Consider the following 25,545-nt stretch of genomic DNA (forward strand, 5'->3'; position numbering starts at 1 on the left):
TCCGCCTAAGTAGTATTTTTAATGTTTGATTCTGTTTCAATACAATTTCGTCTTATTTTTCATTGAAATTGTACACAAAAATAGTATTAATATTCAATACTTGAAATAGCATTAAAAAATATTTTTAACTATTCGAATAAAAAATAAAAATAAATTTGGATTACTTTCGTTTGGCGATGATATCCTCCATATCAGAAAGTTCTACTTCCAAAGCTTTCGTAGAAATTGTAATTTCCCAAGCACTCAAACTCAAGGCGAGACTCATCCCAATTAAACCTATTCCGAAAAACCATCGGGCAATCATTTCTTCATTCATGAAAAGAAGAAACATGCATATCACGCTCAATAATAAGCTAAAAATAGCGATGATTTGCATGGACTGTATCAGTTTCATGCGCAAGCGTAAATTCTCAATTTGCTTAAAAATCGCATCTTCTGGATTCTTTTGAAACTTAAGATGCAAGTCTCTAATCAAAGATGCCATCGACATGAATCGATTCGTAAAAGCAATCATCAATAAAGAAACAGTAGAAAACAATAAAGCGGGAGTTGAGATGCTAAGTTCCATAAGGAAATGGTGAATGGTGAATTGAAAATTATAAATTATGGATGATAGATTATATTTTTTTTGGAGTTAATTGTAATACCGCTTTTTGTAACTTAGAATTAGTTATTCAATTTAAACTGATATTGTAAACTTGAAACAATTGAATTAAATAAATGACAATCAGTAGATTATAAAACAAAACATTTACCATTTACAATTCACCATTCAAATCCGCCCATTTATAATTTACCATTCATAATTTATAACTTACTTTCGGTATTCATCCAAATACCGATCCATTTCCTCCTGAATTTTCTTGGCTTCCCTTGCAGCAGAAACAGACGTATCTTCTCCAGCATAAATAATTCCTCTGGAAGAATTAACCAATAATCCTACGTTCGAATTCATGGTATATTTGGCCACATCTTCTAAACTCCCGCCTTGGGCACCTACCCCTGGCACCAAAAAGAAATTATCCGGAGCTATTTCCCTCACTTTTTGTAAAAAATCAGAGCGAGTAGCACCAATAACAAACATCAAGTGCTCCGCTGAACCCCAAGACATGGCTGTGCGCATAACCCGCTCATATAAAGGCATATAATCTTCCGATTTAGTCATTTGAAAATCATGACTTCCTACGTTAGATGTTAATGCTAATAGAATCACCCATTTATCGCGATAAGTCAAAAATGGCTCCACCGAATCACGACCCATGTAGGGTGCCACGGTAATCGAATCAAAATTCAATCCACTGCTAGCAGGGTCAAAAAAAGTTTGGGCATATTTCAAAGCCGTATTACCTATATCACCACGCTTCGCATCAGCAATCGTAAATATATTCTTTGGAATATATTCCATTGTTTTCTGTAAACTTTCCCAACCTTTGGGGCCCATGGCCTCATAAAAAGCAATATTGGGTTTATACGCCACTGCATAGGAATGAGTTGCATCAATGACAGCTTGATTAAATGCAAAAATGGGATCTTTCTCGGTACGAAATTTACTAGGTATCAGACTGAGATCAGAATCCAATCCAACACATAAAAAAGACCGTTTTTGTTCTATTTGCTTAACTAATTCAGATGAATTCATAGAGATTGGGAAATGACATTGTTTAAATGCCGAAATATGAATAATTTTGGCGCAAATTAAGTTCTTTCCAAGCAATATCAAAAAAAGAGGAAAGCAATCACGATCACGAATTTATGCAATTTATAAAACACCAACTCTCAGGAGTTATTGAATGTATCCCAACGAAGTTTTTTGATGCTAGAGGCCATTTTTATGAGTCTTACAACCAAAAATTATTTGCTGCGAATGGTATTTCGGAAGATTTCGTTCAAGACAATTATTCATTTTCTACTCCTGGTGTTCTTAGAGGATTACATTTTCAAAAAAATCCACACGGACAAGGGAAATTGGTACGTTGCATGACGGGAAAAGTCATGGATGTAATTGTAGATTTAAGACAAGATTCCCCGACTTTCGGACAACATGAAAAATTCATTCTAGATGCTGACCAAGGCAATATGCTGTATGTGCCTGTAGGTTTTGCCCATGGATTTGTTGCCCTAGAAGAAACCATATTTGTTTATAAATGTACCGACTTCTGGAATAAGGAAGCAGAATCAGGAATTCGATGGAATGACCCAAGCCTAGCGATAGATTGGGGAGTAGCACAACCCATTGTTTCGGATAAAGACCAAATTTTGCCAGATTTTAATGCAGCAGAGCGAATCTTCTAAAATAGATTAGCTGAAAAACATTACCTTTGTACCAATGACTCATAAGCTGATTTTATCAAGCCCATTATTGGAAATAACCATATCCAGGTTATGCCAAGAGCTCATTGAAAATCAAATTCAAGGTATTGAAACTGTCATTTTAGGCCTTCAGCCTAGAGGAATATACTTTGCTGAAAGAATTGCCAAAGAATTAAGTAAGCATCTTCCTGAGGCTCCTCAAATAGGCCAACTTGACGCTACATTCTACCGCGACGATTTTCGTAGAAGAGATACAGTTGCTCCTAATAGCACGAATATCCCATTTATCATTGAAAATAAACGGGTAATCTTAATTGATGACGTGTTGGCTACTGGTCGGATGGTTCGGGCTGCACTAGACGCCATGACGGCTTTTGGAAGACCTGCCAAAGTGGAATTATGTGTCTTAATAGATCGAATTTATAACCGAGATTTGCCTATTAATGCCGATTATATTGGTAAAAGTGTCAATACGCTTTCCACCGAAAAAGTACTGGTTGAATGGACCGAACAAGGCCATGAAGCAGATAAAATTTGGTTAATCACTCATCCATGATGAAATAAATATGTTGAAATCGCCACATTTATTAGGAATAAAAGACCTGGACGCAGAATCCATTGACCTGATAGTAAAAACGGCCAAAGAATTTAAAGAGGTTTTAAACAGACCTATTAAAAAAGTGCCTTCTTTACGCGATGTGACCATTGCCAATGTTTTTTTTGAAAATTCTACTCGTACCCGACTTTCCTTTGAATTAGCAGAAAAAAGACTTTCCGCTGATACCATCAATTTTTCAGCCTCAGGAAGTTCAGTCAAAAAAGGTGAAACTCTACTGGATACGGTCAACAACATTCTTGCCATGAAAGTGGACATGATTGTGATGCGACATGCTAGCCCAGGTGCTCCTCATTATTTATCCAAGCACATTAAAGCGAATATCATCAATGCCGGTGACGGTACTCACGAGCATCCAACACAAGCTCTTTTGGATACCTTTTCTCTCCGAGAAAAATTAGGAGATTTAACGGGTAAAAAAATAGCCATCATTGGAGATATTTTACACTCTCGTGTAGCTCTTTCTAATATTTATGCCTTGAAAAAACAAGGTGCGCAAGTTCGCCTATGTGGGCCAAGTACCCTGATTCCTAAGCATATACAGAGCCTAGGCGTAGAAGTCTCTCATGATGTCAAAGACACGCTGGCTTGGTGTGACGCCGCCAATGTATTGAGAATTCAATTAGAACGTCAACAAATCAAATATTTTCCTTCACTGAGGGAATATGCCCAATTCTTTGGAATCACTAGAAAAATGCTAGATGAATTACCCAAGGAAATTGTCTTGATGCATCCAGGTCCGATCAACCGAGGGGTAGAGTTAAGTTCTGATGCCGCTGATTCACCGCATTCCATCATCTTGGACCAAGTAGAAAATGGCGTGGCTATCCGAATGGCCGTTTTATATCTTTTGGCTTCCCGAGCCTAAAAAATCTTGATAAGCCTGAAACAGGGCCTTTGCCTCAATGCCTTCTCCGCAAGCATAATGCCCCAAAGGGCAGTTTTTTTTTCCATGGTCTCCACATGGCCTACAAGTTAATGCCTCTTTTGTTTCAATAATTCTATTCCAATCAGCTAAGGGCCCAAAGCCAAAGGATGGAACGGTAGAACAATAGACTGCCACCGTCGGTACATTTTCTGCCGAACAAATATGCATAGGACCTGAATCATTCACAAAGCTCATTTTACTTTGTTGAAATAGATACGCCGATGCCAATAAAGGATGCCGACCCGTTTCATTCAATATCACCCGCTTACCTCCTTGGAATGCCTCAGCAATTTGATTGGACAATTCGATTTCTCCGGGTGACCCCATCAGCACAACCACTTGATTTTCAGGCAATAACTGTACAAATTCTATCCAAATGCGAATGGGTAGTCGCTTGGTTTCCCAAACACTACCAGGAGAAATACAGATATATTCCTTCTTGCGCATATCAGGACTCATGGCTATTTCTGGAGCTTGTAAACAAGGTTTGAACACCTTTTCTCCTAACCAAGATTTGACTAAAGCTGTATTTCTTTCTACCTCATGGATCCCTGTCCCCCATTCATGTTTAACTTTCTCTGTAAAAAATAGAGACATAGGATTTTTATCAAAACCTACCACGCGCTTAGCCCCTATACTGAGGCTCAAAAGTCCCATGCCCAAAAATCGCTGAATCACATAAACGGCATCAAAATGCTCTTCAGAAAGATCATGCCTTAATTCTAACCAAGAAGACCATTTTCTGGATTTATCATAGGACCAAACCTTTCTTACATTGGGATAAGGATATGCCTTGAACAGACTTTCATTCCCCTTCCTAACCAAAATATGAATTTCTGAATCTGGAGATTCATTCCGTATCTTCTCTAATAAAGCAGTTGCCAATACAGCATCCCCTAAAAAAGCAGTTTGAATCAAAAGTACTTTGGAATGCTCAAGCATAGAAAAAAATGAATGAAATGGCCATAAATTTAGTTAAATTTGGGACATTTTTATCCAATTATCTACATGAATTCGATTCAAACCCGAACGCTTTCCAATGGCATTATCCTTGTCCACCGACAAGTTGTACATACAGAAATTTCGCATGTAGGCATTATGTTGGACATAGGTAGTCGGGATGAAAATGGCACCGAGCAAGGACTGGCTCACTTTTGGGAGCACATGGCATTTAAGGGTACTCAAAAGAAGAACAATATCCAGATTATCAATCGTTTGGAAATTATTGGAGGAGAGTTAAATGCCTATACGACTAAAGAAAAGATTTGTTTCCATGCTTCTGTTTTAAGTCCGTATTACGAACGAGCCGTAGAACTATTAGCTGATATTACCTTTCATTCTACTTTCCCCCAGAAAGAATTAGAAAAAGAACGCAGTGTCATTTTGGAGGAAATGTCCATGTATTATGATTCACCAGAAGACGCTATTCAAGATGATTTTGATGAATTATTATTCCCAAATCATTCTCTAGGAATGAATATTTTGGGAACGAATGAAACCGTTCAAGGATTTCAACAATCCGATTTGGTTCAGTTCATCGAAAGAAATATGGATACCTCTCGCATCGTATTTTCTTCCATCGGTAAATTACCTCATGAAAAAGTTTTTGCTTGGGCTGAAAAACATTTGGGGCATATAAAGGCTAAAAAGCAACAATTAAAACGCCTTCAACCTAGTTTGATGATTCCTGAAAAAAAAGTGGTCAAAAGGGGGGTAACCCAATCTCACATAGCTTTAGGCAGACAATCCTATGCCCTAGCTAATCCCAATCGGATGGCCTTTTTTACCTTAATCAATTTATTAGGCGGACCAGGAATGAATTCTTTACTGAATGTTTCCGTCAGAGAAAGGCATGGATTGGTCTATTCCATAGAAGCTAGCTTTACGTCGTACATCGACTCAGGTTTTTGGGCCATTTATTTTGGAACGGAACCCAATCAAGTGAATAAATCCATTAAACTGATCATGAGGGAGTTCGACAAACTTCAGCAAAAAGCTTTGTCAGGGCCAGCTTTACAAAAAATCAAGTCGCAACTCAAAGGACAATTGGCCATGGCAGAGGAAGGTAATTTAAACTTCATGCTCATGATGGCTAAAAACTTATTGGATAGAGAAAAAATTGAAAGTTTGGATGAATTATTCCTGCAAATAGATGCTATCACATCCGATAAACTGCAAACATTAGCGCAAGAGATGTTTGTACCTGATCAGCTAAGTTATTTAATCTTTGAACCCTAAGGAATCCATTGCACCTGTACCTACATATTCCTTTTTGTCGGCAAGCTTGTCACTACTGTGACTTCCACTTTTCTACGGTACTATCTCAAAGAGAGGTCATGGTGAATGCTATGGTTCAAGAATTAGAACTTCAAAAAGAGTATTTGCTCAATAAAAACCTAGACACCATTTATTTTGGAGGAGGCACACCTTCCTTATTATCAGAAAAACAATTACATCTACTTTTAGATCAAATTCGCCGGCTTTATTCCATCAATCCCGATGCTGAAATCACCCTAGAGGCGAATCCAGAAGATTTATCGAAGGAATATATCCATTCCCTAAAAAAAACAGGAATAAATCGCTTAAGCGTAGGAATTCAAACATTTAAAGATGATAGCCTACAGCATTTACATCGAAATCATAGCAGTCAACAATCCATATCTGCGATAAAGAGCGCCCAAGATTTAGGTGTAGAAAATATCAGCGTGGATATTATATACGGTCTGAAAAACCATTGCTTATCAGATACTGAAGGTGACATCCAACAAGCTATTTCCTTGGATGTTGACCACATTTCTGCTTATAGCTTGACCATTGAACCTAGAACGGTATTTGGTAAACAAAAGGCGAAAGGTTTACTCAAAGAGACACCTGATAATCAAATGGCCGCCCATTTTGAATTAAGTCACCAACTATTACAATCCGCCGGTTTCGAGGCTTATGAAGTTTCCAACTTTGCCAAAAATAAACGCTATTCAAGACATAATTCCAGCTATTGGAATCAGGAAGAATATCTTGGGATTGGACCTTCGGCTCACAGTTTTAATGACAAAAGCCGTCAATGGAACGTTGCCAATAATAAGTCCTATTTGATGGCCATAGAACAAGGAAACGCCTATGTTGAATTAGAACAACTGAGTCCAGAAAATAGGATCAATGAATACATCATGACCCGATTAAGAACCATGTGGGGCTTGGATCTAGCTTATTTGAAACAGTCATTCGAACAGATTAACCAAAACTTGCCAATGTTGGAAATCCAGAAATGGAAAGAAAAGCAATGGGCTCGAGAAGTAGATGGATTTTTAATCTTAACAGAATCTGGAAAATTAATTGCGGACAAATTGAGTAGTGATATTTTTCTAATTTAACCCGGCATTTCAATTAAGATTGTATTTTTGCAATCTATTATACCTCAACATCTCAATGGCAAAAAGAATTGACTTAACGAAAGAAGTACGACTTACTAGCAAATCGTCTAAATTCGGAAAGGTCAATACTAGTTCTGGCCCTAAATCTTCTCGTACTTTCAAAAAATATGTCATCAAACTTGCTTGGTTTGCCTTTTATGCGTGGATTGCCTCTTTGGTGATGATTTTATTGTTGAAATTTATCCCCATTTACTTCACCCCTACCATGGCTAGTCGCAAAATCGATGCTATCATGGAAGGAAAACCTAGTAAAATATATTCAAACTGGACTTCCTATTCAGAAATCGATAAAAACTGTGCTTTGGCTGTTATCGCTTCTGAAGATCAACTTTTCCCAGAACACAAGGGATTTGACTTTGAGGCCATGTGGGGTGCCATGCGCCACAATATGAAAGGGAAACGCATCAAAGGAGCTAGTACCATTTCCCAGCAAGTCGCCAAAAATGTATTTTTATGGCAAGGTAGAAGCTATCTAAGAAAAGGATTAGAGGCCTATTTTACATTCATGATTGAGTTAATTTGGGGCAAACAAAGAATTTTAGAAGTTTATCTCAATGTAGCCGAAACAGGTAAAATGACATTTGGAGTGGAAGCCGCTTGCCGTAAGTATTATGGTCATTCTGCTTCAGAAGTGAGTCGAGCTGAAGCAGCTAGAATTGCCGCAGTATTACCGAATCCCATCCGTTTTTCCATCCAAAACCCTTCTAATTACGTACAGCGGAGAACGAATACAATTCAGCGACAAATGCGGATGCTAGGGGGTAAAAAATTCTTGAGTCAGATTGATTGAAAGCCTACAAGCGATTAATTTTATAACTCGGAACTTGGATCCCAAAAATGCTGTTGGAATCCAATAATTTTATCCTCTTTCACCTGAATTCCCTCCTCTTCCAAAAGTTCTTGCATCCGATTACCCCCAAAGAAATTTTTACCAGTCAATATTCCATTTCTATTAACCACTCGATGTGCGGGTACATTTTCTAATGTATGTGAGGCATTCATTGCCCAACCGACCATTCTTGCCCCTCCTTTCATTCCCAAATAGGCAGCTATAGCTCCATAAGACGTTACTTTCCCTGTAGGAATCAGTTGAACAACCTGGTAGATAGCATCAAAGGAATTAAGATTAGCCGCCATTTTAACGCATTAACTTATAATCTATCATTTATAACTTATAATTTACTTACTCTTCTTTTCTCTCTTCTATTTCCTTCTCCAACTCACTGTACCATTTCTCCCCAAATTTGCGGATTAAAGGCTCCTTAAGGAATTTATAAATAGGCACACCCAATTGTTTACCATGAGAACAGGCATCAGAGCAGATGGTCCAACGATCATAATTTAACGCCTGATACTCCGCTAATTTGGCTATTCGAATAGGATATAAATGGCAAGAAATAGGTTTTCTAAAGTCAATCTTACCATCAAAATAGGCTTGCTCAATCCCACACTTTAAATACTTTTTGTCATCATAAATGGCATAAACACATTCTCTTCCTTCAATGACCGGAGTTGAAAAGTCACCATCCTCATCTTTGACCCAAGTACCCACCTGCTGGATAACGGCCTTCCCTTCTTCAGATAAATAGGGGGCAATTTGCTCTTGAATACCTTCTATAATGGCTAGTTCTTCTTCCTCTAAAGGAGCACCTAAATCTCCTTCTACACAGCAGGCTCCTTTACACTTGCTTAAATCGCAAACAAAGAACTCATCGGCCACATCCTCACTGATAACAGTATCGTCAATTAAAATCATTTTATCCTATTTTTCACAAAGGTAAAGATATTCTCAAGCTCTTAAAACACAAAAGGTCAATTAGCAATAATCCTATTTAAAAACCGTTAAATGAGAATATTTGGTAATTTTACATTAAATAGGCTTCGCAAGCTTTCATTGCTTTATTAATCCATCAAGTATGAATCAAAAAAAGCTACTATTTCTTTTTTTGTTGTTGGCAAGCAGCGCATTTTTTACCGTCCATGCTAGCACTCGTCCAGATACCTTAAGCTTAGGTAATTTGCGGGTAGCTATTCATCCTTCCGCGAAACCCATTTTAGAAAAAGAATGGGCTATGTTAGGTGCCAACAAAAAATTTGTGGGTATGATGAAAGATAAAATGCGACTATTTTTCCCTTTGATTGAGCCTATTTTAAAAGAAGGAAATATTCCTGATGATTTTAAATACCTCTGTGTACAAGAGAGCTCCTTAAATCCGAATGCCGTTTCAACATCCAATGCCGTAGGTTATTGGCAGTTTAAATTAGAAACAGCTAAAGATGTAGGTTTGAAAGTGAACAAAGAGATTGATGAAAGACGCCACATCATGGAAGCCACCAAAGGCGCTGTCAATTATTTAAGTCGAAATAATACCGTTTTAGATAACTGGTTAAGCACCTTATTATCCTACCGTTTAGGCTTAGGAACCCTTAAAAAAATGCCCTTAGCAACGGATTGGCTTGGAAAATCCATCATAGAAGTTGATTCTAGTACCGATTGGTATGTCCTACGATTCCTAGCTTATAAACATTTTTGGGAAACCGAATTACTGTTGAATTCACAAGAATCAGTGGCGACAGAGTCTCCAAGCATGATTACCTATAAACAGGTGAAAGGCAAAAACCTGATGGAATTATCGGATGAATGGAAAGTGAGTTATGATGATTTAAAAAAATACAATTCTTGGGTGTTAAAAGACTGGATTCCCAATGATAAAGAATATACGCTGTATCATCCTTCCAATGTGTCTATTTTTGAATCAAAAAGTAACGTCAGCTTAGCTGCCCAAAGTATGGCATTAACGGCATCCAATGATACTAATAAATTGTATGTCGAGGCGGAGATTCCACAAGAGGCCCTTTACCCAAAGAAAAAGCATAAACCCATTTTAAGCGACAAAGTCGAAACCCGCTTTCACACAGTGGAAGCTGGGGAGAGTTTAAGTTCCATTGCACGCAAATACGAGATGAAATTGCCCGACTTACTTAAATTAAATGGCTTAGAAATGAGTTCTTTGATTAGTCTAGGACAAAAAATCAAAGTATCTAGAAAAATACCCATGCTGGAATTAATTGCGGAGCAATTGGATGAAAAAGCAAAAAAAGCAACCTTTAGTCCTCGTAACAATGAGGCGAAGGAAAAGCAAGAAGAAATTATTCCAGAGGAGCCTAAAGTAACTATTAAAAGTACTGGAAGTTCAGTGTATATAGACCCAGCCGTTAGTCGAGAAATTACTATTCGTTCCGATGCTCCCGAAAAAGATAAAAAATCTGATGTCAAAGTTGTGGAAGAAACGGCAAAAAACTCAGTAGAAAAAGCCAGCACAGGTATAGAAACCAAGGCAGAGGCCAAAAATAATGCAGTTCTTAAAAATAGTACAATTCACCAAGTAAAAGCTGGAGAAACTCTTTTTAAAATAGCTTCAAAATATGGCGTCAGTGTTCAAAAGTTATCTGAATGGAATAAATTAGGTAAAAACCCGAAGATACAAGTTGGCCAAAAATTAAAAATTCAGCCTTAATTTTTTTTCTTGAGAATCAAAAGCCCATCTCGTAATGGCAATAGCAGATTTTCTACTCGCTTGTCATCTAGACACTTTTGATTAAAATCCCTCAGTGCTTGGGTGGATTTATCTTTAGCGGATTCATCCACCACTTTTCCACTCCACAGGACATTATCAACGATGATTAAACCTCCTTTTCTTACCTTATCAATGACCAAATCAAAATATAAGGCATAATTACGCTTATCGGCATCGATAAAGACCAAATCTATTTCTTCTTGAATGTTCGGAATTTCGTCTTTGGCATCCACAATTCGGTAATCTATTTGAGGGCCGAAAGAAGATTGATCAAAAAAAGAGCGAGTAAATCGTTCTAATTCCTCATTGACATCCAAGGTGATTAATTTACCAGCTGGCAATAAGCCTTCCGCCAAACATAAGGCCGAATAACCCGTATATGTCCCAATTTCAAGGATTAATTTAGGCTGAATTAAAGAGGAAATCAAAGCCAAAAACCGGCCTTGCAAATGCCCTGATAGCATCCGAGGCTGCAAGATTTGAGCATGCGTCTCTCGATTAAGACTTTTTAATAAGTCACTTTCAGGCTCAGTAAATGCTCTGGAATAAGCATCAATGGCTGGGTCTATGAATTCCATGGTATTATTTTATACCGGTGTAAAAGAAATCAAAAGAAGTATCTGGTGTTTGATTTAACGAATAATCATCTACTTGAATGGAATCCACTAATTGATTATTGGCTTTGGAAACAATCAAACGACTCATTCGATTAGCAATATCATATGGTACTTGTAACCAAGTTCTTGGCAATCGATATTGAAGGTTCAAAATATCAAATCGGGTGATTTTTTGAACCGACTTTTTATTCTCTTCATAATAATCCATCACTTTAGCATTTCCATGAATCCCTTCCGTAATGACAGTGGAGAAATGCTTTTCCATTAAATTTTGAAGACCTTTTGCTTCGTACTCACGTACATGCCAAGGGTTCCGTGTTAAAGAAAATTTCTTATTTACGGTGGTCAAATACAATTTGCCTCCTGGTTTTAATACCCGAGCAGCCTCTTGAAGAAAAAAATCATCATTTTCAATATGCTCAATCACTTGAAAAGTGACCACAAAATCATAGTGATTAGAAGGCAAATCTTTCAATGGCGGCAAAAACATGTCAATGAAGGTAAATGAAGGGTAATTTTTACTTAACTCCTGCATCAATTCCGTATTCTTATCCACCCCAGTATAATTACTGACTTGTGGTGCTAATACACCTACTCCCCTTCCAGTACCACATCCTATCTCCAATACGTCCCCAGATACTAAGTGGCTAACATGCAAATAAGGGAATAAAAGTCGTTGGTGAATCGGATTATCCGAAGCAATCTCAGAGGAAGCAATTTCAGTTGTTTTATACATATTCAAGAATTTGATTACAAAGGTAGGAATATTCAAATAAATATTTTTTTCTAAATAATTTGGTTTGCATTGCAAACTACATTAATATTGCAAACACTAAACCACTAAAAAATGAATGAAACGATACTGAATCCGAATGAGAGCTTAGCTATTATCCAAAAAGTAGTAAACTCAACCCGTCAAGATTATCATATTCAGCGAAAATTTTACATACTCTGGGGCATGCTCATTGCAGCTGCTAGCTTTTCTCAGTATGCCATTTTGAATCACATTTTATCCATTCCTTGGTTTTATCCATGGATATTTTTCCCAGGAATTGGGCTTATTCTAAGCATCTTTTGGGGATTATCTAGTAAAAAAACATCCTTAAGCTATTATAATCATTTTGTACTAACTATGTGGTTTACCTTGTACATCGCCATAGGTTTATCTCTTTTTATTTCCTTGTTTAATCAGATTAGCCCTTTCCCTTATTTATTGGTATGTGTGGGAATTGGCACTAGTATATCTGGTTTTCTGATGAAAAATCGATTATTTATCCTTTGCGGGCTCATTTTTGGAATAGGCGCTATTTACTGTTTATACCTTCCTTTTCAACAACAATTACTGCTTAATGGAGCCTGTATGATCATAGGAAATGTCATGCCCAATCTAATTTCTCATCATGTTTAATGACTTAGACCCATTACTAAATTCTCCTGTTCGACTAGCCATCATGTCAATTTTACTAACTGTAAAACATGCCCATTTCAATGATTTATTGAAAGAAACTCAAACAACCCAAGGGAATTTAAGTCATCAATTAAAAAAGCTTCATGAAGCTGAATACGTGCAAATAGAAAAAACGTTTAAAAACAATTACCCCTTAACCATCATTACTATCTCCGAAACAGGTAAGAAAGCTTTTGAAGTATATGTAGAAAACATCAAAAAGTACCTCCATTTAAATGAAAACAATACCTAACCATACAATAAGCCGCATAATTTGATTTATTTCAGGCAAAAATGTAGATCCTGACTCCTTTTGGGAGTCAGGATTTTTTGATTAGTTTAGGTAATCATGAAAACAAATGAACACGTAGAAAATCTTATTCCTTTTGATGGAGAATTATATTCATACGGTAACATCTATTCTGAGGAACAAGCGAATTCCATGCTGGATACCTTCTTACATAGTATAGCTTGGGACCATGATCAAGTTCGACTATTTGGAAAAACACATATCACGGCTCGAAAAGTAGCTTGGTATGGTGATCTAGGTAGAACATATCGATATTCAGGTAGTTTAAAAGAAGCCCATGCTTGGACTCCACTCCTATGGGAAATTAAGACACAAGTAGAGGATATTTGTCAAGCTAAGTACAATGCCTGTTTACTCAATTTGTATCATGATGGAAACGAAGGCATGGGTTGGCATGCAGATAATGAAAAATCCATTGTTCCTCATTCAAGTATTGCTTCATTAAGTTTAGGGTGTCAACGGAGATTTGATTTAAAACATCAAACTAGAGGTGAAAAAAGAAGTTTGATATTAGAAAATGGACAATTAATCAATATGAAAGGACCCATTCAAGAGCATTGGAAGCATGCTATAGCCAAATCAAAAAAGATCCAAGAGCTACGTATTAACCTAACTTTTCGATTGATGATTTAGCTCTGAATAATGATTTTCAAGAAAAATGAAAAAAAATCCCGACCTTTGCCTTACATTATAGCTATTCAACGTGTCATTCGATCAAGATCCCAAGCCATTTAAAAAGCCATTTAGGCATTTTACTACTCCCAAAACAGATAATAAAGAATTTGTTTTTGGAATTCAATCCGTTTTGGAAACGCTCCGGGCTGGAAAAGAAATTGACCGCCTTCTAGTACAAAGGGAATTAGGAAGTATTGAAATTTTAGAATTAGCCAAAGAAAAAGGCATTCAGGTTCAAAAAGTGCCCATTGAAAAGCTAAATCGCATTACGCGTAAAAATCACCAAGGTGCTATTGCTTTCGTCTCTGCCATTCATTACGCCAAAATTGACAATATCATTGCTGACACTTTTGAGAAAGGACAAACACCCTTAATTCTGATTTTAGATCGAATTACTGATGTAAGAAATTTTGGAGCTATTGCGCGTACTGCTGAATGTGCCGGCGTTCATGCCATTGTTATACCTTCTCGTGGTGCTGCTCAAATAAATGCAGATGCCATGAAAACCTCTTCTGGTGCATTAAACTTTCTACCAGTTTGTCGAGAAGAAAACTTGATCAGTACGATAGAATATTTACAAAATGCTGGCCTTAAAGTGATTGCATGTACGGAAAAAACGAAGGATTCTGTTTATGCCAAAGACTTTAAAGAACCTACAGCCATCGTGCTAGGTTCTGAAGAAGATGGTATTTCTGATGAAATTATTCGAAAAGCAGATGAATTAGCTGCCATTCCACAAACCGGACAAGTAGGTTCTTTAAATGTATCCGTAGCCGCAGGTGTCATCATCTACGAAGCTCTACGTCAAAGACTTAACTAATTTCACAACACTTTTTTAATTTGTGTAGCTGACGCTTGAGCGCTGGGTAAAATAGTTACGTCAGCTAAATTCACATGAGCTGGGCAAGAAACCATGTACGCTATTAAGCTAGCAATATCTGCCGCTTCCAATGGAGTGAAGCCTTGATAAACCGATTCTGCCCTTGGTAAATCACCTTTAAACCGAACGGCTGAGAATTCCGTATTAACAGCTCCTGGAGCTATATTGGACACTTTGATGTTAAAAGGATTCAAGTCGATGCGCATTCCTTGCGACAAAGCCTCTACAGCTGCTTTGGAGGCGCAATACACATTCCCATTGGCGTAGGTTTGTTTTCCGGCTATAGAAGATATATTGATGATGTGTCCTTGCTCTCTACGAATCATTTCAGGAATCACCATTTTTGATACATACAATAGACCATTGACATTGCCATGTAACATGGCATCCCAGTCTTCTAATGAGCCGTCTTGAATGGGTGAAAGTCCATGTGCATTACCTGCATTATTGATCAATACATCGATATTTTTCCATTCAATAGGTAAACTTTGAAATGCTTGCTCTACCTCAGACCAATTTCGAACGTCAAAACATAAAATATAACTAGCTACTTGTATTGATTGCTGCAACTCTTCCAGACGATCACGACGCCTTCCGCAAAGGATTAATTGATAACCTAAACCAGCTAATGCTTTAGATGTAGCTAAACCAATTCCCGAACTGGCTCCTGTAATACAAGCAATTTTATTCATGTCAAATTTTTCCACTAAGTTAATGTCAAAGCTGTCTTCTAAAAAATTTGCTTGTACTTTTGTCAAAAATTAAACTATGAATTATCTAATTGTAGGATTAGGCAACATTGGCCCCGAATATTTATTTACCCGCCACAATATTGGATTTATGGCTTTGGATTATGTAGCCAAACTAAAAGATCTGAAATTCTCGCCGGATAGATATGCCAGCCAATGCTCATATAAACTAAAAGGACATCAAATCCATCTCATTAAACCGAATACCTACATGAATCTAAGTGGTAAAGCAGTTAACTATTGGATGCAACATCTCAAAGTACCTAAAGAAAACCTATTAATCTTGGTGGATGATTTAGCTTTACCCTTTGAAACCCTACGTTTAAAACCAAAAGGATCCAGTGGTGGACACAATGGGTTAAAAAGTATTGAGGCAAGCTTACAAAGTAGTGAATACCCTCGCTTACGCATGGGGATTGGTGACAATTTTTCTAAAGGTCGACAAGTCGAATATGTGCTAAGTAACTTTTCCGAAGAAGAATTAGGACTTATTCCAGAGGTCCTAGAGAGAGCCATTCCATTCATTGAAACATTTTGCCTGGAAGGCATCCAACAAACAATGAATAAATACAATCAGTAATTGTATTTTTTAAAGAATTTTTGAATTATTCCTAAATTTTCAAATTAGAATTATCAAAATGTATCAAGAAGTATTGCCAAATAATATTCCGAAATAAACAAATAAACATTCAATAAATTCTGATTTTAAATCAAATTAACGAATATTTAGAATTTTTATAATACAAATTGTCTAAATTCAAGTTTTGCTATATCGAAAAAATACAATAATTTTGTATTGTTGATTTAGGAAATAAATATAACAAAACTTATGAAAAAGAATTTATTAGTGATTAGCTGTTTAGTTGGACTAAGCCTAATCGGAGCGGAAACAAAAGCAAGCGGTACAAATCGTAACAACGAAACGTCGACAAGTAATTTGTCTATCAAGAAGGAAACTTTATCTGAAGTTATTCAGAATTTTATAAAGAAAGATCACAAAGCAACTAAGCCATCTGCGGCTAGCCTAACAATCTCTATATTAGAAGATTATCAAAACGGCAAAGCGGAATACTTACATGCTAGCAAACAAGATAAAATCACGTTTAACCAAACCATTCAGACGATTTCTCGCCAAGCGCAAAATTTCTCTGACGAAAAATCGTTAAACTGGATGAAAGAGATTAATAAATCGGCGAAAGCCATCAACACCATCTGGGCTATTTTAGGTCAAGAACCAGTGATCGAATCAAAATTAGATTTAGAATTCGAACAAAATCCAGAATTGATTGTTGTATTCAAAAATTAGATTGTAAGTAGTTTTCATAGTTAAATAGGTTTAGAGGTAATAAAAAAAGGTGTTGTTTATAACGACACCTTTTTTATTTAATCTAAATGATACAATAATTTTTTTTGCATTAATCTTATATTATTCTAAGAAAACGTATATATTTGTATAAATTTTCATAGTTAAATAGGTTTAGAGGTTAAATAAATAAGGCCAGAAGCATCTTCTGACCTTATTTTTATGTCCAAAAAGTCCCTTTTTAACTCACAGAAGCTCCATTCCAAATTCCAGAGTCAGGCTGAATAAAGGATAATTTTCCATCCTGCCCCTCTGCCATCAAGATCATTCCCTCACTTTCTAATCCCATCATTTTTCGTGGAGCTAGGTTTGCTAAGAAAGTAACTTTTCTACCTAAAACGTCTTCAACTTGAAAATGCTCAGCAATCCCGCTTAAAATGGTACGTTGACGAATTCCGTCATCGACGGTCAACTTCAGCAACTTCTTGCTTTTTTCCATTTTTTCTGCCGCAATCACCTGACCAATACGAATATCCATTTTAGCGAAACTTTCGAAATCAATAGTTTCCTTAATAGGATTTGGCTGTTTAGATTGCAATAACATCTGCTGTTTCGTTTGATTCAGCTTATCCACCTGTTTTTGGATGACGTCATCTTCTAATTTCTCAAACAATAAACCTGGATTTTTTAACGTGGTTCCTACAGGTAGGCTATCAAAATCACCCAAAAGTGCCCAATCTGCCTTTTCAATACCCAATGCATTTCTCAATTTTTGGGTAGTAAATGGTAAAAAAGGTTCTAAGGCTATACTAACATGTGATACCAATTGAATCGCATAATTGAGCACATGACCTGCTTTTTCAGGATTTTCTTTCATCAACTTCCAAGGTTCCGCTTCTGCTAGGTACTTATTCCCCAGCCTTGCAACTTCCATCGCATACACTAAAGCGTCTCTAAACTTATATCCTTCCAATGCCGCTGCCAATTTATCTGGAATTTCACTCAATGCCTGCTTCAGATCCGTTTCTAAGAGTGAATCTTCTAATTTGGCAGGAACTTTTGAATCGAAATTCTTATCCAAGAGCACAAAAGCACGGTTGACAAAATTGCCTAAAATGGCTACTAATTCAGAATTATTCTTCGTCTGAAAATCCGACCAAGTAAAGTCAGCGTCTTTGGTCTCAGGACTTGAAGCCGTCAACACATAGCGCAAAACATCTTGCTTGTCAGGAAATTCTTTCAAATATTCATGCAACCAAACAGCCCAATTTCTGGAAGTTGAGATTTTTTCCCCTTCCAAATTCATGAATTCGTTCGCTGGAACCTGATCTGCCAATTGATATTCACCATGAGCCATGCACATGGCTGGAAAAATCAGACAATGAAATACGATATTATCCTTTCCAATAAAATGTACAATGCGTGTATCCTTTTCTTTCCAATATTTCTCCCAATCAGGTCTTAATTGACTTGTCATGGAAATATATCCTATTGGAGCATCAAACCAAACATACAGCACCTTTCCCTCATTTCCTTCAATGGGCACAGGCACTCCCCAAGATAAATCACGGGTCATAGCACGTGGCTTTAATCCATCATTCAACCATGATTTCACTTGACCAGATACATTTGGCTTCCATTCAGGATGCGAAGCCACGTATTTTTCCAGTTCAGGCTGCCATTGATCCAATGGCAAGAACCAGTTTTTGGTTGGGCGCAATGACGGCGCAGAACCGCTCAACGTAGATTTAGGGTTAATCAATTCATTGGGCGACAATGTCGTACCACATTTCTCACACTGATCACCGTAAGCCCCAGCCTGATGACAGCTAGGGCACTCTCCTATGATATAACGGTCAGCTAAAAACTGACCAGCTGCTTCATCATAAAATTGCTCTGTTACTTCTTCAATAAATTTACCTTCTTGATACAACTTCAAAAAGAAATCCTGAGATAGCTTGTGATGAACAGGATCAGACGTCCTTCCATAGATATCAAAAGAAATACCAAATTCTTCAAATGATTGTTTGATCTCTTTGTAATAATAATCGACTACTTCTTGTGGAGTTTTCCCCTCTTTTTGAGCCTTGATGGTAATTGGAACCCCATGTTCATCCGTTCCAGATACAAAAATGACGTCTTTATTTTGTAGACGTAAAAAACGAACATAAATATCTGCAGGTAAATAACAACCCGCCAAATGACCAATATGAATAGGCCCATTGGCATAAATTAATGCTGCAGTAACAGTGGTTCGTTTAAATTCTGACATATCTCTAATTAAAATGAAATACAAATTTAGCTAAAAAACAGCATTTTGAACTCGAATAAATCTCTTAAAATCTTGAATTAAGGTTTGCATGTAAAAAAACAAAGAGTTATATTTGCGGACATTTTAAAAATCATTACGTACATGTTAATAATTTCAATCAAAGAAAACGAGTCAATAGACAAAGCATTAAAGCGATTCAAAAAGAAATTCGAGAAAACGGGTGTAGTTAAAGAATTGCGTAGAAGATCTGCTTTCGAAAAACCATCTATCGCTCGCCGTACTGAATTGATTCGTGCGTCTTACAAGCAAAAAACTTACGGGAATATCAATAACTAATTCCCCTAATTTCTAATAATTGACTACTTTCGAGTGATGAATTCGGACGTAGTCAATTTTTTTTTAGAGCATTTATCGGTGGAGCGGCGATGCAGTCCTCACACGATTATCTCCTATGCGACTGATTTAAAACAGTTTAGTCTCTTTCTTGAAGAGCAGCATAACTCCCTTCCATTGACCCAAGTCTCATCAGGACAAATTCGCCTGTGGTTGGTTCATTTGTCAGAAAATTCCCTTGAAAACCGTAGCATTAATCGAAAATTAGCTAGTCTACGTACCTTGTATAAGTTTCTACTTCAAAAAGGTCTAATTCAGGAAAACCCACTCTTACCCATTCGAACCATCAAAACCAGGAAAAAACTTCCTCAATTTCTACGAGAAAGTGAAATGGCAGAAATCCCTAGAATTGATGAAGCGAATCAAGACTTCGGAACAATCAGAGATCAACTAATCCTGTACTTATTGTATGGTACAGGTATGCGTTTGGCGGAACTTATTTCTCTTCAAAAAAGCCATATTAATCAGGCACAAGGGACATTACGCGTATTGGGTAAAAGAAATAAAGAAAGAATTATCCCCATCCCCCCTTTTCTGTTACAGCTCATTCAGCGGTATTTAAATTTATGTCCTTTTGAAAGTTCTTCTCTAATTGTAGACAATAAAGGAAAGCCAGTATATCCCATGATGGTTCAAAGGCTAGTCAAAAAACAATTAGGCGAGATTAGCACCTTAGAGAAACTTTCTCCCCATGTACTACGACATACCTATGCCACTCATTTATTGAACAATGGGGCTGATTTAAATGCGATTAAGGAGCTACTGGGGCATGCTAACTTAGCCGCCACCCAGGTGTATACCCATAATTCTATGGAAAAAATTAAGGAAATTTATACTCAAGCTCACCCCAAAGCCTAATTCGGCAATATCATGGGGCCTTGTTGATTAATCGGAGATACGAATAAATCCGAACCAATTCCTACTTGAGCAAACTGATATCTCATTGCGTCTGCTACTTGCTTAGCCACTTCCTCTCCTTTTGATAAGGCAAACAAGGAGGGCCCAGAACCTGAAATAGAACAACCCAAGGCTCCTGCCTGCAATGCAGCCGCTTTCACTTCGGCAAATTGAGGAATTAAAATAGCTCGAGACGGTTCAATAATCACGTCCACCAAGGAACGACCAATTAATGCATAATCGGGTAGCATTAATCCTGCTACTAAACCCGCCACATTTCCCATTTGAGTGATGGTCGTCGATAAAGAAATCTCTTTATCCAAAATACCCCGTGCATCTTTGGTATTCACTTCAATGTGTGGATGCACTATGCTAGCATATAAATCTACAGGAGTGGCAATTTGAATAATGTCCAAGGGATCATAGCTTCGAATAATAATGAATCCACCCAATAAACTGGGCCCTACATTATCAGCATGAGCAGAACCACAAGCTACACGCTCTCCTTCCATAGCAAAAGGCAGTAAGTCCTTCTGAGGCAAAGGCTTCCCCATCAATTCATTGGCAGCAAAAACACCTGCCACAGCCGAAGCAGCCGAAGATCCCAATCCGGAACCTAGTGGCATATCTTTGTGCAAGGACAAGTTAAATCCTTGATCTTCACGACCTATATGCGCCAAGTATTTTTGAATAGCTATTCCAGCGGTATTTTTAGCTACTTCCAAGGGTAAACGTCCATCATCACCAGTAATTTCAATGATGCTAATTCCTGGTTCTGCTCTCTTTTCTAAAACAATTTCATCGCCTGGTCGATTGACTGCAAACCCAAAAATATCAAATCCACAAGCTACATTCGCGACTGTTGCAGGGGCATAAACACGTATTTTTTCCATCTTATGCTAAATAGCTACCCATTGAAACAATATCAGCAAATACTCCAGAGGCTGTCACTTCAGCACCCGCACCTGGTCCTTTAATCACCAATGGGCGATCATGGTATCGCTTGGTGGTAAATGCAATGACATTATCAGCTCCATCCATTTGATAGAAAGGATGCTGAGCATCGATTTCCCGCAAACCAATGGTGATTTTTTGATTTTCTAATGCCGCTATATAGCGTAAAACATGCCCTCTTTCAGATGCAGAGGCCACCATTTTTTCAAAATAATCGTTGGCTTTCTCTAATTCCAAAAAGAAATCATCCACGGTGGCAGCTTGTTCACATGCTGGGGGAATGATTTTTTCAATAGTGATATCGGAGAACTCCAGTTTCAAACCTATTTCACGACTTAAAATCAATATTTTCCGAGCCACGTCCATACCACTTAAATCCTCTCGAGGATCAGGTTCCGTATACCCTTTAGCTTTCGCCTCTCTCAATACCTCTGCGAATGAGCGCCCTGGTTTAAATTGATTGAAGATAAAAGATAAAGTACCGGACAAAATTCCCTCAATTTTTTCAAAGCGATCACCAGAAGCAATTAATCCTTGTAAGGTATTAATAACTGGTAAACCAGCACCTACATTGGTTTCATATAAGAATTTAACCCCTTTTTCTAAAGCTGTTTGATGTAACTCAGCATACAATGGATAAGGGCCTGAATTGGCCACTTTATTGGGAGTTACTACCGATATATTCGACTTAAATAAGCCTAAATAATGGGAATATATTTGTTTATCAGCTGTGCAATCCGCAAAAATGGAATTGGGTAAATTGAGTGCTTTTATTTTTTCAATAAATGCAGGCAAATCTTGAGACTTCCCATGCTGAGCCAATAGATCCAAGGATGTTTTTACATCAATTCCTTTTTCTTGAATTAATTGTTGTCTAGAATTGGCAATACCGACCAATTTAACCTTTAGTCCACGATATTTAGCTAAATAGCGCTCTTGACCAGCTAATTGATCCAATAAAGTCTTTCCAATTAACCCAGTCCCCACTAAAAACAAATGCAATGTTTTTAATTTACTGAAGAAAAAAGTTTCATGGATGACATTTAGTGCTTTGGATAAATCCTTCTGCTCAATGACTACGGATATATTTAATTCGGAAGAACCTTGGGCGGTTGCCACAATGTTAATCCCGTTTTTACCTAATACAGAAAACAATTTACCACTAACACCAGTGTGCTTGCGCATCCCCTCTCCTACCACGGCTATGACAGACAAATTGGATTGGATATCGATTCCTTCAATATCGCCCATAACCATCTCTTGAGCAAATTCTGCCTCTAAAATATCTCTTACACGAACAGCATTTTGCGGTTCAATGGCAAAACAAATTGAGTGCTCAGAAGATGCCTGAGAAATTAATATGACCGATATTTTCTCCCTAGCTAAAACCGTAAATAATTTAGCTGAAACACCAGCTACGCCTATCATTCCTGATCCTTGTAAATTGACTAATGCCAATGAATCAATGGAACTGATTCCAGTGATAATGTAAGGGTTGGGCTTTTGCTCTTTACTAACAACTGTTCCTTTAAAGTTCAGATTAAAGGTATTCAACACCCGAATGGGGATATTTTTTGCAAAAGCAGGTTGTAAGGAAGGTGGATATATGACTTTCGCACCAAAGTGAGTCAATTCCATGGCTTCCGCATAGCTGATGGATGGAATGGTAAAGGCATTACTTACTTTCCGTGGATCAGCGGTCATCATACCATCCACATCCGTCCAAATTTCTATTTCTTTTACATCCAAGGCCGCCCCAATAACAGAAGCAGTATAATCTGAGCCCCCACGACCAAGTGTAGTTGTTTCTCCAAGAGCATTCGAACCAATAAAGCCTGTGACTAAACAGATTTCCTGTGCATGTTGCTCAAAAAAAGCTTGAATCAAGGCATTGGTTTGAGCAAAGTCTACCTCCGATTTACCAAAGGTATCATTGGTTTTCATGAACTGACGGGCATCAACAAAGAGAACAGGCAAGCCTTTTTCTTTTAAGATAGCTGTGATTAACGAGGTAGATAATCTTTCACCAAAACTGACCAATAAATCCGACGTTTTAGGAGAATTTTCTTTGACCAAGGCAATTCCCTTCAATACGTCCCTTAATTCATTCACTAAGGTTCGAATATGCGCTATGACTTGGGATTGTCCTTTTAAAGGAATGAAGTGTTTAATGACTTCAAAATGCCTCGTTTCGATGGATTCAATCAATGGCAAATAAGGCTCTTTACCTTGTGATGCCAATTTACCTGCCTCCAACAACGAGTTGGTAACTCCGCTCATTGCGGAAAATACCACGGCAAACTGTTTTGATGATTTCCAATTGGATTCAATGACGAATAAGACGGATTGGATACTCTCGACGCTTCCACAACTGGTCCCTCCGAATTTTAAAATTTTTTCCATTAATAAAGAAGAGAAAAATGATACTTACCTCTACAAACAGGCAAGAATTCGACAAATATACGAGATTAGGCTGTATTATTCCCTATGATTCGGTGACCACCTCGTCTCCTTTTGGATATTTTTCGATAGTTTTCAGAAAGAACAGATATATTTCCGTCTACTTCAAAAACAGCCAGATTAACATCTTCCATTTTTTCAACACCATGTTCTCGAATGGCCGCTTCCAATTCCTCCAAGGTTAAGCTAGCTTCTCTCAATCCTGCAGGTTTTAAAACACCTTGATATATCAACATGATGGGTTCACCATCAATGGCTTTGGACCAGGATTTATTGGAAGTAATGATTTTTTTAAATGTAAAATTCATTAAAAATAGTGCCATGGCAGCAACGAGGCCTCCCAATAAGCTTGAATCATCCCCCACCATGGCCGTTTGCACTGAATTGGATATCAGCAAGATAAACACAACATCCACCACAGATAATTGGGCAAATTCACGTTTCCCAAAAAGACGAATAGCCGCCACGATGAATACGTAGACGGCTATTGATTTAAGGGCAATAAGAATATAGCCCTCCATGTTATTTTTTCTTTTCTGCAGCCATCACCATGGATAGGTTCAATTTGGCAGCTAAATCATATACATTCGTCAACTCCTGAACCGTTTGATTGCGATCCATGCGTACAATTAAAGTAGCAGCTTTTTTGGCAGATACTGCTTGAGTCAATTCAGCTTCTAAATTGGCAAAATCCACAGGATTGTCATCAATAAAGTAATTACGATTCTCATCCACTGTTAAGCGAACCACCTCATTGGCTGGAGTTGGTGCAGGCTTAGCGGTTTCAGGTAGCAATAGCTTAATGGCGTCCGGTGAAGCTAAGGTGGAAATCATCAAAAAGAACATGAGCAAAAAGAATAAAATATCTGCTAATGCGCCTGTTTCAACCTCCGAGGCTTCTCTATTTCGTTTTCTAAAATTCATACCTCTTAAACTTTATTGGCTGGTTTATGAAGGATATCTAAGAAATCAATGGCTGTAATTTCCATTTTATTGATCGTACGATCTATCATGGTCATTAAAAGCGTATACAACACATAGGCAATAATACCTACAATTAAACCTGAAGCAGAGGTGACCATTTTTTCATAAATACCCCCAGCAATGGTTGAAATATCAATTTTATTAGAAATAGAAATATTATGAAACGTACGAATCATACCAGTAACTGTACCAAGGAAACCAAACATAGGAGCAATACGAGCGATAGCACTCAAGATTCCTAAATTCTTCTCCATATTATAAATCTCCACTTTGGCTTTATTTTCAATGGCTGTTTCTATATCTCTAATGGGGGAACCTAATCGACTTAAACCTTTCTCCAATAATTTGGCAATAGGATATTGAGAGGTTTTGCAATAAGTAATCGCTCCTTGTACATTACCATTCACCAGCATGTCGTTAATGGTATGCAAGAAATTCTCATCCAACTTGGCCGTTTTGCGAATGTACAAATAACGCTCAATGAACAAGAATACAGCTCCTGCAAATAAGAATCCGATAGGATACATCACATATCCCCCTTTTCCTAATAGATCAAGTACAGAAAACTCTTCCACTACCTTAGTAGCTTGCTGAACGGGCTGTGCATTGACAATGGAATCGGAAACTGCAGCGGACACTGAATCGAGAGTCGAACCTGCTTGAAGTAGAATAGAAGCTAGCGATAAAGCCATAAAAGATAAGTCTTAAATAAGGTTTACAATTGTTTACAAGTTTACGATT

Annotated in this window: 29 protein-coding genes; 15 read left to right on the forward strand and 14 right to left on the reverse strand. The window is 37.5% G+C overall.

What is annotated here, in order from left to right; all coding sequences use genetic code 11:
• Positions 1-160: 160 nt before the first annotated feature.
• Together EWU23_RS02765 and pyrF are read right to left on the reverse strand one after the other, a co-directional pair.
• Entirely contained in the window at positions 161-568 is a 408-nt protein-coding gene (locus EWU23_RS02765) for a DUF2721 domain-containing protein (protein WP_166228566.1), read from the reverse strand.
• Positions 569-814: 246 nt separating this feature from the next.
• A complete protein-coding gene (gene pyrF / locus EWU23_RS02770) occupies positions 815-1,639 on the reverse strand; it encodes an orotidine-5'-phosphate decarboxylase (protein WP_166228568.1) in 825 nt (274 codons plus the stop codon).
• A 113-nt stretch (positions 1,640-1,752) separates the two neighbouring features.
• Here pyrF and rfbC point away from each other — a divergent pair, with 113 nt between their 5' ends.
• The 3 genes from rfbC to EWU23_RS02785 are packed head-to-tail and all read left to right on the forward strand — an operon-like array spanning position 1,753 to position 3,794.
• Positions 1,753-2,292, forward strand: a complete 540-nt coding sequence (rfbC, locus tag EWU23_RS02775) for a dTDP-4-dehydrorhamnose 3,5-epimerase (protein WP_166228570.1) — start codon at positions 1,753-1,755, stop codon at positions 2,290-2,292.
• Between the two features lie 34 nt (positions 2,293-2,326).
• Positions 2,327-2,866, forward strand: a complete 540-nt coding sequence (gene pyrR, locus EWU23_RS02780; protein ID WP_166228572.1) for a bifunctional pyr operon transcriptional regulator/uracil phosphoribosyltransferase PyrR — start codon at positions 2,327-2,329, stop codon at positions 2,864-2,866.
• A 10-nt stretch (positions 2,867-2,876) separates the two neighbouring features.
• Positions 2,877-3,794 carry an aspartate carbamoyltransferase catalytic subunit gene (locus tag EWU23_RS02785; protein WP_166228574.1) on the forward strand — a complete coding sequence of 306 codons (918 nt, stop codon included), beginning with the start codon at positions 2,877-2,879 and terminating at the stop codon, positions 3,792-3,794.
• On the opposite strand, the gene EWU23_RS02790 is transcribed toward EWU23_RS02785, so the two are convergent.
• Entirely contained in the window at positions 3,768-4,796 is a 1,029-nt protein-coding gene (locus tag EWU23_RS02790; protein ID WP_166228576.1) for a glycosyltransferase family 9 protein, read from the reverse strand. The two genes, EWU23_RS02785 and EWU23_RS02790, sit on opposite strands and share 27 nt — an antisense overlap.
• A gap of 66 nt (positions 4,797-4,862) precedes the next feature.
• On the opposite strand from EWU23_RS02790, the gene EWU23_RS02795 reads away from it, so the two are divergent.
• The 3 genes from EWU23_RS02795 to mtgA are packed head-to-tail and all read left to right on the forward strand — an operon-like array spanning position 4,863 to position 8,075.
• The gene (locus EWU23_RS02795; RefSeq protein WP_166228578.1) at positions 4,863-6,092 is read left to right on the forward strand and encodes a M16 family metallopeptidase; all 1,230 of its coding nucleotides are present in this window, start codon (positions 4,863-4,865) and stop codon (positions 6,090-6,092) included.
• 8 nt (positions 6,093-6,100) lie between these two features.
• Positions 6,101-7,225, forward strand: a complete 1,125-nt coding sequence (gene hemW, locus EWU23_RS02800) for a radical SAM family heme chaperone HemW (RefSeq protein ID WP_166228580.1) — start codon at positions 6,101-6,103, stop codon at positions 7,223-7,225.
• 55 nt (positions 7,226-7,280) lie between these two features.
• Positions 7,281-8,075, forward strand: a complete 795-nt coding sequence (mtgA, locus tag EWU23_RS02805) for a monofunctional biosynthetic peptidoglycan transglycosylase (RefSeq protein ID WP_166228582.1) — start codon at positions 7,281-7,283, stop codon at positions 8,073-8,075.
• A gap of 20 nt (positions 8,076-8,095) precedes the next feature.
• On the opposite strand, the gene EWU23_RS02810 is transcribed toward mtgA, so the two are convergent.
• Positions 8,096-8,422: an MGMT family protein gene (locus EWU23_RS02810; protein ID WP_166228583.1), complete on the reverse strand. Its 327-nt coding sequence runs from the start codon at positions 8,420-8,422 to the stop codon at positions 8,096-8,098.
• Positions 8,423-8,468: 46 nt separating this feature from the next.
• A complete protein-coding gene (locus EWU23_RS02815) occupies positions 8,469-9,041 on the reverse strand; it encodes a DUF3109 family protein (RefSeq protein WP_166228585.1) in 573 nt (190 codons plus the stop codon).
• A gap of 160 nt (positions 9,042-9,201) precedes the next feature.
• On the opposite strand from EWU23_RS02815, the gene EWU23_RS02820 reads away from it, so the two are divergent.
• On the forward strand, positions 9,202-10,803 hold the full coding sequence (locus EWU23_RS02820) for a LysM peptidoglycan-binding domain-containing protein (RefSeq protein WP_166228587.1): 1,602 nt from the start codon (positions 9,202-9,204) through the stop codon (positions 10,801-10,803).
• On the opposite strand, the gene EWU23_RS02825 is transcribed toward EWU23_RS02820, so the two are convergent.
• Both EWU23_RS02825 and EWU23_RS02830 read right to left on the reverse strand, forming a co-directional pair.
• Positions 10,800-11,441 carry an O-methyltransferase gene (locus EWU23_RS02825; protein ID WP_166228589.1) on the reverse strand — a complete coding sequence of 214 codons (642 nt, stop codon included), beginning with the start codon at positions 11,439-11,441 and terminating at the stop codon, positions 10,800-10,802. The two genes, EWU23_RS02820 and EWU23_RS02825, sit on opposite strands and share 4 nt — an antisense overlap.
• Before the next feature lie 4 nt (positions 11,442-11,445).
• A complete protein-coding gene (locus tag EWU23_RS02830; protein ID WP_166228591.1) occupies positions 11,446-12,216 on the reverse strand; it encodes a class I SAM-dependent methyltransferase in 771 nt (256 codons plus the stop codon).
• Between the two features lie 111 nt (positions 12,217-12,327).
• Between EWU23_RS02830 and EWU23_RS02835 the strand changes: the two genes are divergently transcribed.
• The 4 genes from EWU23_RS02835 to rlmB all read left to right on the forward strand — a co-directional run bounded on the left by EWU23_RS02835 (position 12,328) and on the right by rlmB (position 14,732).
• Positions 12,328-12,888: a hypothetical protein gene (locus EWU23_RS02835; RefSeq protein WP_166228593.1), complete on the forward strand. Its 561-nt coding sequence runs from the start codon at positions 12,328-12,330 to the stop codon at positions 12,886-12,888.
• Complete coding sequence (locus EWU23_RS02840; RefSeq protein WP_166228595.1) at positions 12,881-13,180, forward strand: winged helix-turn-helix domain-containing protein; 300 nt, start codon at positions 12,881-12,883, stop codon at positions 13,178-13,180. Before EWU23_RS02835 ends, EWU23_RS02840 begins: the two co-directional genes overlap by 8 nt.
• 96 nt (positions 13,181-13,276) lie before the next feature.
• Complete coding sequence (locus EWU23_RS02845; RefSeq protein ID WP_166228597.1) at positions 13,277-13,870, forward strand: alpha-ketoglutarate-dependent dioxygenase AlkB family protein; 594 nt, start codon at positions 13,277-13,279, stop codon at positions 13,868-13,870.
• A 70-nt stretch (positions 13,871-13,940) separates the two neighbouring features.
• Positions 13,941-14,732: a 23S rRNA (guanosine(2251)-2'-O)-methyltransferase RlmB gene (gene rlmB, locus EWU23_RS02850; protein WP_166228599.1), complete on the forward strand. Its 792-nt coding sequence runs from the start codon at positions 13,941-13,943 to the stop codon at positions 14,730-14,732.
• A gap of 2 nt (positions 14,733-14,734) precedes the next feature.
• Here the strand turns inward: rlmB and EWU23_RS02855 are convergent, their stop codons facing one another.
• Positions 14,735-15,484 (reverse strand): SDR family NAD(P)-dependent oxidoreductase, encoded by a 750-nt coding sequence (locus EWU23_RS02855; protein WP_166229027.1) that lies wholly within the window; start codon positions 15,482-15,484, stop codon positions 14,735-14,737.
• A 76-nt stretch (positions 15,485-15,560) separates the two neighbouring features.
• Between EWU23_RS02855 and pth the strand changes: the two genes are divergently transcribed.
• Both pth and EWU23_RS02865 read left to right on the forward strand, forming a co-directional pair.
• A complete protein-coding gene (gene pth / locus EWU23_RS02860) occupies positions 15,561-16,121 on the forward strand; it encodes an aminoacyl-tRNA hydrolase (protein ID WP_166228601.1) in 561 nt (186 codons plus the stop codon).
• A gap of 249 nt (positions 16,122-16,370) precedes the next feature.
• Positions 16,371-16,847, forward strand: a complete 477-nt coding sequence (locus tag EWU23_RS02865) for a hypothetical protein (protein ID WP_166228603.1) — start codon at positions 16,371-16,373, stop codon at positions 16,845-16,847.
• A gap of 238 nt (positions 16,848-17,085) precedes the next feature.
• Here EWU23_RS02865 and metG read toward each other — a convergent pair whose 3' ends face one another.
• Entirely contained in the window at positions 17,086-19,116 is a 2,031-nt protein-coding gene (metG, locus tag EWU23_RS02870; protein WP_166228605.1) for a methionine--tRNA ligase, read from the reverse strand.
• Between the two features lie 141 nt (positions 19,117-19,257).
• On the opposite strand from metG, the gene rpsU reads away from it, so the two are divergent.
• On the forward strand, positions 19,258-19,452 hold the full coding sequence (gene rpsU, locus EWU23_RS02875) for a 30S ribosomal protein S21 (protein ID WP_109323208.1): 195 nt from the start codon (positions 19,258-19,260) through the stop codon (positions 19,450-19,452).
• Positions 19,453-19,488: 36 nt separating this feature from the next.
• Complete coding sequence (locus tag EWU23_RS02880; RefSeq protein ID WP_166228608.1) at positions 19,489-20,367, forward strand: tyrosine-type recombinase/integrase; 879 nt, start codon at positions 19,489-19,491, stop codon at positions 20,365-20,367.
• Here the strand turns inward: EWU23_RS02880 and EWU23_RS02885 are convergent.
• From EWU23_RS02885 to EWU23_RS02905, 5 genes are all read right to left on the reverse strand, one after another.
• On the reverse strand, positions 20,364-21,299 hold the full coding sequence (locus EWU23_RS02885; protein WP_166228610.1) for a homoserine kinase: 936 nt from the start codon (positions 21,297-21,299) through the stop codon (positions 20,364-20,366). The two genes, EWU23_RS02880 and EWU23_RS02885, sit on opposite strands and share 4 nt — an antisense overlap.
• 1 nt (position 21,300) lies before the next feature.
• Complete coding sequence (thrA, locus tag EWU23_RS02890; protein WP_166228612.1) at positions 21,301-23,763, reverse strand: bifunctional aspartate kinase/homoserine dehydrogenase I; 2,463 nt, start codon at positions 23,761-23,763, stop codon at positions 21,301-21,303.
• Positions 23,764-23,828: 65 nt separating this feature from the next.
• Positions 23,829-24,341 carry a DUF421 domain-containing protein gene (locus EWU23_RS02895; protein ID WP_166228614.1) on the reverse strand — a complete coding sequence of 171 codons (513 nt, stop codon included), beginning with the start codon at positions 24,339-24,341 and terminating at the stop codon, positions 23,829-23,831.
• 1 nt (position 24,342) lies between these two features.
• Positions 24,343-24,744 (reverse strand): ExbD/TolR family protein, encoded by a 402-nt coding sequence (locus tag EWU23_RS02900; RefSeq protein ID WP_109323213.1) that lies wholly within the window; start codon positions 24,742-24,744, stop codon positions 24,343-24,345.
• A gap of 5 nt (positions 24,745-24,749) precedes the next feature.
• Positions 24,750-25,496, reverse strand: coding sequence for a MotA/TolQ/ExbB proton channel family protein (locus tag EWU23_RS02905; protein ID WP_109323214.1), 747 nt, complete (start codon positions 25,494-25,496; stop codon positions 24,750-24,752).
• Positions 25,497-25,545 lie beyond the last annotated feature (49 nt).

The sequence above is a fragment of the Aquirufa beregesia genome, from assembly GCF_011090385.1.
Lineage (GTDB): Bacteria > Bacteroidota > Bacteroidia > Cytophagales > Spirosomataceae > Aquirufa > Aquirufa beregesia.